Raw genomic sequence first — 7598 nt, forward strand, 5'->3', positions numbered from 1 at the left:
TACCAATTCCGAAGCCAAGTCCAATGGTGAGAAAAATTTGAATCGGGGTTCCAATCAATGCGATTCTCTTCACCGGTTTAAGGTCTTTAAGCGAGAACTCAAGCCCCAAGGCAAACAGCAAAAGCGCAATGCCGATCTCGGCAAGCAGTTCAATTTCGTGAAGGCCTGAGACTGTTACGCCTCCTGTATGCGGTCCCAGAAGGATACCCGCCAGAATATAACCCAGGATCAGGGGTTGTCCTATTCGTTGCATTACAAGGCCGCAAAAGAATGCCGCAACAACGAGTAAAATGATATCAGTAGCAATGCCCATGGCTTTTTACGTTAGATGGAAGTATTGTATATCCCTAAACCAGCTAAAATGTTTTAATTTCTCATCCTTTTTTGTATGAAAAAAGACAAGTATTGCTGTAGTTCTAGTTAGTTTGTGCCGCTGCCTTTATAAATATTTAGGCACGGCAGGGTATTCACTGCTGGGGAATCCCATGCCGTGCTTTAATCCGGGTTCAATGAAACCTCTTGATTACAAATTGAACTGCCCGCTAGTTTCAGGTTGATAGTGGATCTCTGTGAATGTCATTTTTTTCGGCCCTGAAGGGGCGAGCCATTCTATGGACTCACCCACTTTATGCCCAAGGATCGCAATACCTATGGGGGCCAGGATGGAAATCTTGTTCCCTCTGATATCTGCATCCTCCGGAAAAACCAGCGTATAGGTTTTTTTCTCCTTGGTGATCTCATTTTCAACAGTGAAGGTCGAATTCATTGTAATAATATTATTCGGAATGAATTCAGGTGGCACAACAATGCAATTGAATATCTTCTTTTTCAGGCACTCTAAATTTTTTTCATCAAAACTGGTAGATTCCCAGCACATATCCAAAAGGCTTTCCAGCCGCTTTAAATCAAACTCCGTTACCAATATTTCCTTTTCCATTTCAGTTTCCTTGCATTACACGCTATTTATTGATTCAAATGATTCCGTAGCTTCAAAGTCTCTGGTTTTATTTGCCTTTCCCAGGCGGAATCTTCGTGCCACAAAATTTGCACTCAACGGATTGATGTCTTTTGCTAAAGGCTACAAATTGAGCAATTAAACACTTTGGGCACACCCGTTTAAGAGGGACACTTGTGCCTATGCTTCCAGTCAGAAAAAATGAACTCATTTATACGCCCCCTGATAAAACAATCCCGGTTTTTTCCAGTCAAAAACATCGCCTCAGCTCTTTTGAGTTGTTTAATATCATTCAAGGATGCTGCAGTATCCTTAAAAACATATTCCAAGGCATATTCTTCGCAAAACAAGACTGGTTCCTTTTTATTTTTATAATAAAAACAGTAATGAATATTCATACAATTGATGCAAAGATCCATTTGCTCATTTTTTAAAATCATATTGTCCCCTTAATGATGTTTTTTTATTGCTTGGAATTTTATATGGTTCAAACCGTGGTCTTTGGATGAGTGGGCTTTCCTTCATTACCCGGGGGATTAACCTGATAATTTTATTAATCCTCCATCAGATTGGGTGTTTTTCAGGGACTGATTGCGATTCTCTTCTTTTTAAATTCAGAGAGGATGTCTCTTCTGACTCAATGAACCGGTTGCAATCGGGACAGGTCATTCTCAGTGTTTGAATGTTACCCTTGAACAACTGTTTTTGGCAATACGGGCAAAAATACCAGGTTGATAGATTCTCGGCTGATTTCATATCTTTTAAAGGCATCTTGTTCATAGTCTCCATATTAATGATCATTATTGGCTTGGCGCGCGCTTTTGCTCTAAAACGCTAAGTGCGGGCCAATCAAACCGTTGCAACAACCTTTTGGATCTGTTCATATGTAACGTCCAACGCATCATGGAAAATCGGCGGTACCGGCGAAGACAATAATGCCAATACGTCGTGGTTCGTCTCATTGATGAACACGCGGACAAGGTTTTTGTTGAGCTCTTTGTTCTCCATAATAACCTGAACCAGCGTTGATAAAACCTCAGTCGCCATAATGCGGATGTTATAGTAAAGATCATCCCGTTTAATCAGCTGAACGATCTGTTTTACCGTCTCAATGGAAGGCTTTCTTAATGTCACGGCAGCCTCAACAGCAGCTTCACGCAGCCGCCAATTTTTGTCATAGCGAAGCAGCCGGATCAGCTCCTCCTGATGATCGTCCAGGGTTGCCGAATCTCTCAGAAAGTGCAGCGTGTCCAGCGTATTACCCCAGTCGATTAGATTTCCAAAAATGTGATCTTTCATCATCCCTCCAGTTAAAAAACAGACTGACTATCAGCCTCCCGGATTTTCTGTATTAACGGCCATAGGCCGACCTGGTCTATCAGCACCAAGATTCAACTCACAACGAAGCATCAAAGTGATTCAATAAATTATTTTAGCTTTCATATAAAAACGCTGCTTACTGTTCTGATTATGGTAAGAGCAAAGAGTGTACCAAGATCTGGATTCTATGTAACATGCTGAAATAAAAAGACTTTGTGATTGACATGAATATTGAAAACTGTTGCATCTGTGTCGCAAAATGCAACACAGATGCAAATTGCACCCAAGGGTGTGTAATTGATTTTAGATGAGGGGGCTTTCCTTTATTACCGGGGGATTGACCTGATAATTTTATGAATTCCCAACGTTGGCCCGAACGTTGGGGTAATCATTGAATTTTGAATCGTTTCATAATTCGATAAAGCGTAGAACGATTGATACCCAGAATTTTGGATGCCTCGGTTTTATTACCTCCGGTGGATTCCAACACTTCCTCAATGTGCGTTCTGTTCATCTGATCCAATGAATTGATATTCCTGCGAGGGGTTCTTGAGATAGAATGTCTGAAAATGCTGGGAAGGCTTTCTACTGTTAACGCAGGGCTTTCTTCGAATAAAGTGGCTCTTTCGATAATGTTTTCCAACTCTCTCACATTTCCGGGCCAATTGTATTTTTCCATCAGTTTTAAGGCATCGTAGGATATTTGATCAATCTGTTTGTTGTTCTGGGCAGCATAACGTCTCAAAAAATAAAAGGCTAACAGCGCAATGTCCTCAATGCGTTCACGCAATGGCGGTAAACTGATGGTGACAACATTAAGCCTATAGTACAAATCTTCTCTGAAGCGGCCTTTTTCGACCATATCTTCAAGATTTCTATTAGTGGCAGCGATAATTCGAGCCTGAACGATCTTCCGTTTAAATGATCCTACCGGTTGGATTTCTCCACTCTCAATGGCTCTTAGAAGGGTTTGTTGAAGCCCTTTGCCAATATCCCCGATTTCATCAAGAAACAAGGTGCCCCTGTCAGCAGCCTCAAAAAAACCCTGCTTATCCGATATCGCTCCGGTATATGCGCCTTTAACATGTCCGAATAATTCACTGCTCATCAAATTCTCATTGATTGCGGCACAATTGACCGGGACGTAAGGTTTTGCTGCCCTGTCTCCATTATAATGTATGGCCTTTGCCACCAGTTCTTTTCCGGTACCGGTTTCACCACGAATCAGTACCGTGCTTTTGGAATCTTTTACATGGTGGATAGTTTTAAAAACCTCCATCATTGAGGGGCTGTTCCCTATGATATTATCAAAGGTATACTTTTGTTTTAATTGACGTTTTAAATGGATATTATCGATGAGTAGGGATTTTTTCTCCAACGTCTTTTTGACTACAATTTTAAATTCTTCCATATCAAAGGGTTTCAGAATATAGTCTTCAGCCCCTTCTTTCATGGCAGAAACGGCTGTATCTACTGTGCCATATGCCGTGATCATGATAAACATGATATCGGCATCGTATTTTTTTGCTGCTTTTAAAACCTGCTTACCGTCAATGCCGGGTAGTTTAAAATCTGAAATCACCAGATCAAATGAATGCTGCTTGATCTGTGTCAGGGCCTGCTCTCCGGACTTTGTGGAATATACATCGTACCCCATTTTTCTAATAACATGTACCAAGCCTCTGTTTAAAGTCACATCATCTTCGACGATTAATATTTTAAACGGAACCACGCTCATATATTGCTAATCCCCAGTTGGAAGTTCAAGGGTGAAATTTGTCCCAGGTTTTCTCGCATCCTCCCGGGTTGAACTGACCACCTTTAAATCACCGCCCAGTTTTCTTGCCATTTCATAACTGATGAAAAGTCCCAAGCCCGTTCCCTCCCCGGGCTTTTTGGTTGAATAAAACGGATTAAATATATTTGAGATATCCTCCCGGCAGATACCGATACCGGAATCTATCACCTCAATTTTTACCAGTTTCAAGACTGGAATATAGCGAGTGCTCAATCTAAGAACTCCGCCATCAGGCATGGCCTCGATGGCGTTTGCCACAAGATTCGTGACGATGGACTGCAGGGTGCTGGGATCTGCCAGAACATCGGGTATATCAGGCATTAAAGTCATCTCAATATGAATATTTTTTGCGTTACAGTGAGGAATAGTGATTTCCATCAACTTGGTCAGAAGATCATTGCAATTGACTGTTTGCAGCGCACTTTGTGTGTGTCTTGAAAAATACAGAAGATTTTTTATGACACTGCTGCCATGCTTAATTTCATCAATTACAGTCAACAAATGCTGAGAAATGCTCTCTTTGTCAAAAGGTTGCTCTTCCATTTCTTCAAGGGCAATTTGCGTATAAAGCAGCGCATTTGCCAAAGGCGTGTTCAATTCATGGGCAAGGCCGGAGGTTAGAAGACCCATAGATGCCAATTTTTCTTTCTGAATCGCCTGAAATTCCATTTGCTTTTCACGCTGGTATTTCTTCTTGACCATATTTGCAATGTACGTTGATATAAAAAAAGCCAAAACCAAAACAAGCCCACCTGTTATGAGGGCATAAAAAAATGCTTTTTTCTCCAGAGTCTTGATACTATCCAGTATCTCTATCATGTCCTGATCTGCCATTACGATCCAGCCAAACGGATCGACATCCCGTCTGGCCTGCAAAACAGATTTACCCCGATAGTCAATGGCCTGATATGCAGGCAAATTACCTTCGGGTAATTGTTTTTCCATTGGAATCTTGGTTTCAAGGGTTTTGGCGCCAAATCGGGATGTGGATAAAAACAATCCTTCTTTGTTAACCAAATACACTTCGCCGGTAGCCTCCATATTATTGTCTCTGAGCAACACACTTATCGATCTAAAGTCGATCAGGCAATATAAAAAATGCCTATCTTTTGTGGCTGTACCTGATGACAGGGGGGTCGACAGCATCAATACAGGAATATAATCATTGTCTTTAGTCATGCCGAATATTTTTGGCATTTTCATTCCCTGCCAGGATAGTGTGTCGTATGCCGCCATCTCCAGAATTTTTGAATTAATCTTTCCTCCTCCTGTACTGAAGACGAGTTGCCCGGATTGCGTCATGATGAAAAAGTCTACGTAGGGTCTATGCTGGTCATTGGCTATTTGATCAATATGATCGCTGAAATTTGTTTTTGAAATATCCCAAATACTGATGATTAGACGAATATCATTCACCCGCTCTATCATAAACTGTTTAATGGATTCAGCGTTTCTTTTGGCCTGATTGGTTAAATAGGACGCCGCTTTCTCTTCAATCATCTGCTTGCCTTTAGAAAACCCATTAAGGCCAAAAAACACCAGCGGTACCAATGCAATTAACATAAATACAGAAATCAGAAGCAAACGAAATTTCTGAAAATATGACTCTGTAAATTTTGTATCGATAGCTTTACCACCATTGATTTGAAGTATTAAATTTATATCACTAAAGTACTTTTATCATGTAAAAGCGTAATACCCAAGGAAGAATGACATGAAAAAAAGCATCATAGGTTGATATCTGACAATCAAACTTTTAAGCAAAGGATTGTTCCAAAACTCACCAGTTTTCAAAAAGCCAACGGCCATTTGCGGTCATAGACTTTGAATGAAGGAATTGTTAAGGTTAAACTAATGAAATGTAGTAAATTATAGCGGAAAGATATGTTCTATATGAAGGATAAGATACTCATTAAAGTCATCGACAGGCTGGGAAAAAAAGGTTGCCACAGAGGACATAAATTAGGCGATTGTTTTGATTTTGACTCGGAAAGAGGAAATTTATGCCCTATGGCAATGCACTGCGCCTTCCCATATATTGACATTTTAAGATACGGCGGCAAACTACCGTTAAGCCGAGAGGGAGATATTCGTTTTTGCTGCTCTGATGCAGACACAGCTCTGGTTTTTAAGTTAGAAATTGTAAAACCGGGGAGGTAGGATTCAAACACCCCTACCTCTCCATGTATGCTGGATAGACTGGATTTTTCATTTGCCGTTTTTTTTATTCGTTGGTGATTTTCTTGATACAAATCAAGGCGGAGCGGCGAGGAAGCGGGTAGTATATCCGCAACATTAAGAGAAAAAGGAGAGGCTATGAACAAATCAACCGCAGAAAAAAACCGTCCGTTAAAGATCAGCCCGGAGCAAATCCTCCGCGAACTGGTGGTACAGCACCCTCAGCTGCGGTCGCAGTTGGAAAAGCTTGGGATCGACTATTGCTGCGGAGGACTGCGTCCTTTGTCCGCCGCCCTGCAGGCGGCCGGGCTGAAGTGGCGCACGGTTGAAGACAAACTGAAACAGGCCTGGAATTCCGCGCAAAAAGAGGCGCCTGCGACGGACTGGAATGCGGCTACGCTCACCGTCTTGGCCGAGCATATTCTCGACAAGCACCACGCCTTCACAAAGGAACAGCTGTTGCGTCTCGACGGACTGCTGCAGAAGGTTCAGCGCGCTCACGGCGAAAAACACGGCGAGCTGCTGAATCAGCTGCGGCAACTGTTTGACGGGCTCGCTGAAGAACTCTCGGTGCACCTGCTGAAAGAGGAGCAAATTCTCTTCCCAGCCATCAAGGGCATTGATGCCTTTATGTCTGGAACCGCCCCTCGGCCGGTCGTCCACTGCGGAACAATTGAAAACCCGATTCGGCAGATGATGCTGGAGCATGATCACGCGGGGAATGTCTTGATAGACATCCGCAAGCTGACCGGAAATTACCGGCTTCCCGCCGATGGCTGCCGGACCTTTGCGGCGCTTTACGACGGACTTCAGGTTTTGGAGGCCGACCTGCACGAGCACATTCATCTGGAAAACAACATCCTGTTCCCGAAAAGCACGGCGCAGGAAGTGATGATTAATTCCTGATCCCGGAGTCGAGCGTTTGGTGTGGCTTTTTCCGGTAAGGATGAGTAACAGCCAGGATACAAGAGGCATTTGATGAATCGAAACATAGCACAGAATATTACCGAACTACTTGGTAATATTGGTAATATATCCCTTGTCAAATTGAATAAATTCGGCAGTGATGCAGAGATTCTACTCAAACTGGAGTATTGGGTTCCTTATAGTAACTTTTCGTACCATTGGACTTCAAACCCCGAGGGTACTGCAGAGGGGCTCTTTCTTCAGTATCAACAGTTTTTCAAAAAACTGGTTGACAAATTTTATTTAAAGAATACAAAAGATAGTAATTAATTACTATCTTTTATAGGGATTCAAATGCGCTCATCAAACAAACATCTTCCGGCTGAGAAACGACGGACGGTGACGATAGAGGCGGTGGTCGAGTTGGCTGGTGAACAGAAC

At 42.4% G+C, this 7598-nt stretch carries 8 protein-coding genes; 2 read left to right on the forward strand and 6 right to left on the reverse strand.

Going from position 1 to position 7598, the window contains the following annotated elements:
- From AB7U36_RS14425 to AB7U36_RS14450, 6 genes are all read right to left on the reverse strand, one after another.
- On the reverse strand, positions 1-313 hold a 313-nt coding region (locus AB7U36_RS14425; protein ID WP_428160436.1), incomplete at its 3' end, for a cation:proton antiporter.
- A 210-nt stretch (positions 314-523) separates the two neighbouring features.
- The gene (locus AB7U36_RS14430; RefSeq protein WP_428160437.1) at positions 524-937 is read right to left on the reverse strand and encodes a GreA/GreB family elongation factor; all 414 of its coding nucleotides are present in this window, start codon (positions 935-937) and stop codon (positions 524-526) included.
- A gap of 179 nt (positions 938-1116) precedes the next feature.
- Positions 1117-1395 carry a hypothetical protein gene (locus tag AB7U36_RS14435; protein WP_428160438.1) on the reverse strand — a complete coding sequence of 93 codons (279 nt, stop codon included), beginning with the start codon at positions 1393-1395 and terminating at the stop codon, positions 1117-1119.
- Between the two features lie 409 nt (positions 1396-1804).
- Positions 1805-2254 carry a hypothetical protein gene (locus tag AB7U36_RS14440; protein WP_428160439.1) on the reverse strand — a complete coding sequence of 150 codons (450 nt, stop codon included), beginning with the start codon at positions 2252-2254 and terminating at the stop codon, positions 1805-1807.
- Positions 2255-2663: 409 nt separating this feature from the next.
- The gene (locus tag AB7U36_RS14445; RefSeq protein WP_428160440.1) at positions 2664-4013 is read right to left on the reverse strand and encodes a sigma-54-dependent transcriptional regulator; all 1350 of its coding nucleotides are present in this window, start codon (positions 4011-4013) and stop codon (positions 2664-2666) included.
- A 6-nt stretch (positions 4014-4019) separates the two neighbouring features.
- Positions 4020-5636 carry a sensor histidine kinase gene (locus AB7U36_RS14450; protein ID WP_428160441.1) on the reverse strand — a complete coding sequence of 539 codons (1617 nt, stop codon included), beginning with the start codon at positions 5634-5636 and terminating at the stop codon, positions 4020-4022.
- 330 nt (positions 5637-5966) lie between these two features.
- On the opposite strand from AB7U36_RS14450, the gene AB7U36_RS14455 reads away from it, so the two are divergent.
- Both AB7U36_RS14455 and ric read left to right on the forward strand, forming a co-directional pair.
- Positions 5967-6233, forward strand: a complete 267-nt coding sequence (locus AB7U36_RS14455; protein ID WP_040016144.1) for a TIGR04076 family protein — start codon at positions 5967-5969, stop codon at positions 6231-6233.
- Between the two features lie 156 nt (positions 6234-6389).
- A complete protein-coding gene (gene ric / locus AB7U36_RS14460; protein WP_428160442.1) occupies positions 6390-7157 on the forward strand; it encodes an iron-sulfur cluster repair di-iron protein in 768 nt (255 codons plus the stop codon).
- The last annotated feature ends 441 nt before the right edge of the window (positions 7158-7598 follow it).

The organism is Desulfobacter sp., from assembly GCF_050177295.1.

Bases quoted from the DNA above. Each gene is read 5' to 3' on its own strand.
- AB7U36_RS14430 (WP_428160437.1), bottom strand. From the start codon at position 937: ATGGAAAAGGAAATATTGGTAACGGAGTTTGATTTAAAGCGGCTGGAA.
- AB7U36_RS14435 (WP_428160438.1), bottom strand. From the start codon at position 1,395: ATGATTTTAAAAAATGAGCAAATGGATCTTTGCATCAATTGTATGAAT.
- AB7U36_RS14440 (WP_428160439.1), bottom strand. From the start codon at position 2,254: ATGAAAGATCACATTTTTGGAAATCTAATCGACTGGGGTAATACGCTG.
- AB7U36_RS14445 (WP_428160440.1), bottom strand. From the start codon at position 4,013: ATGAGCGTGGTTCCGTTTAAAATATTAATCGTCGAAGATGATGTGACT.
- AB7U36_RS14450 (WP_428160441.1), bottom strand. From the start codon at position 5,636: ATGTTAATTGCATTGGTACCGCTGGTGTTTTTTGGCCTTAATGGGTTT.
- AB7U36_RS14455 (WP_040016144.1), top strand. From the start codon at position 5,967: ATGAAGGATAAGATACTCATTAAAGTCATCGACAGGCTGGGAAAAAAA.
- ric (WP_428160442.1), top strand. From the start codon at position 6,390: ATGAACAAATCAACCGCAGAAAAAAACCGTCCGTTAAAGATCAGCCCG.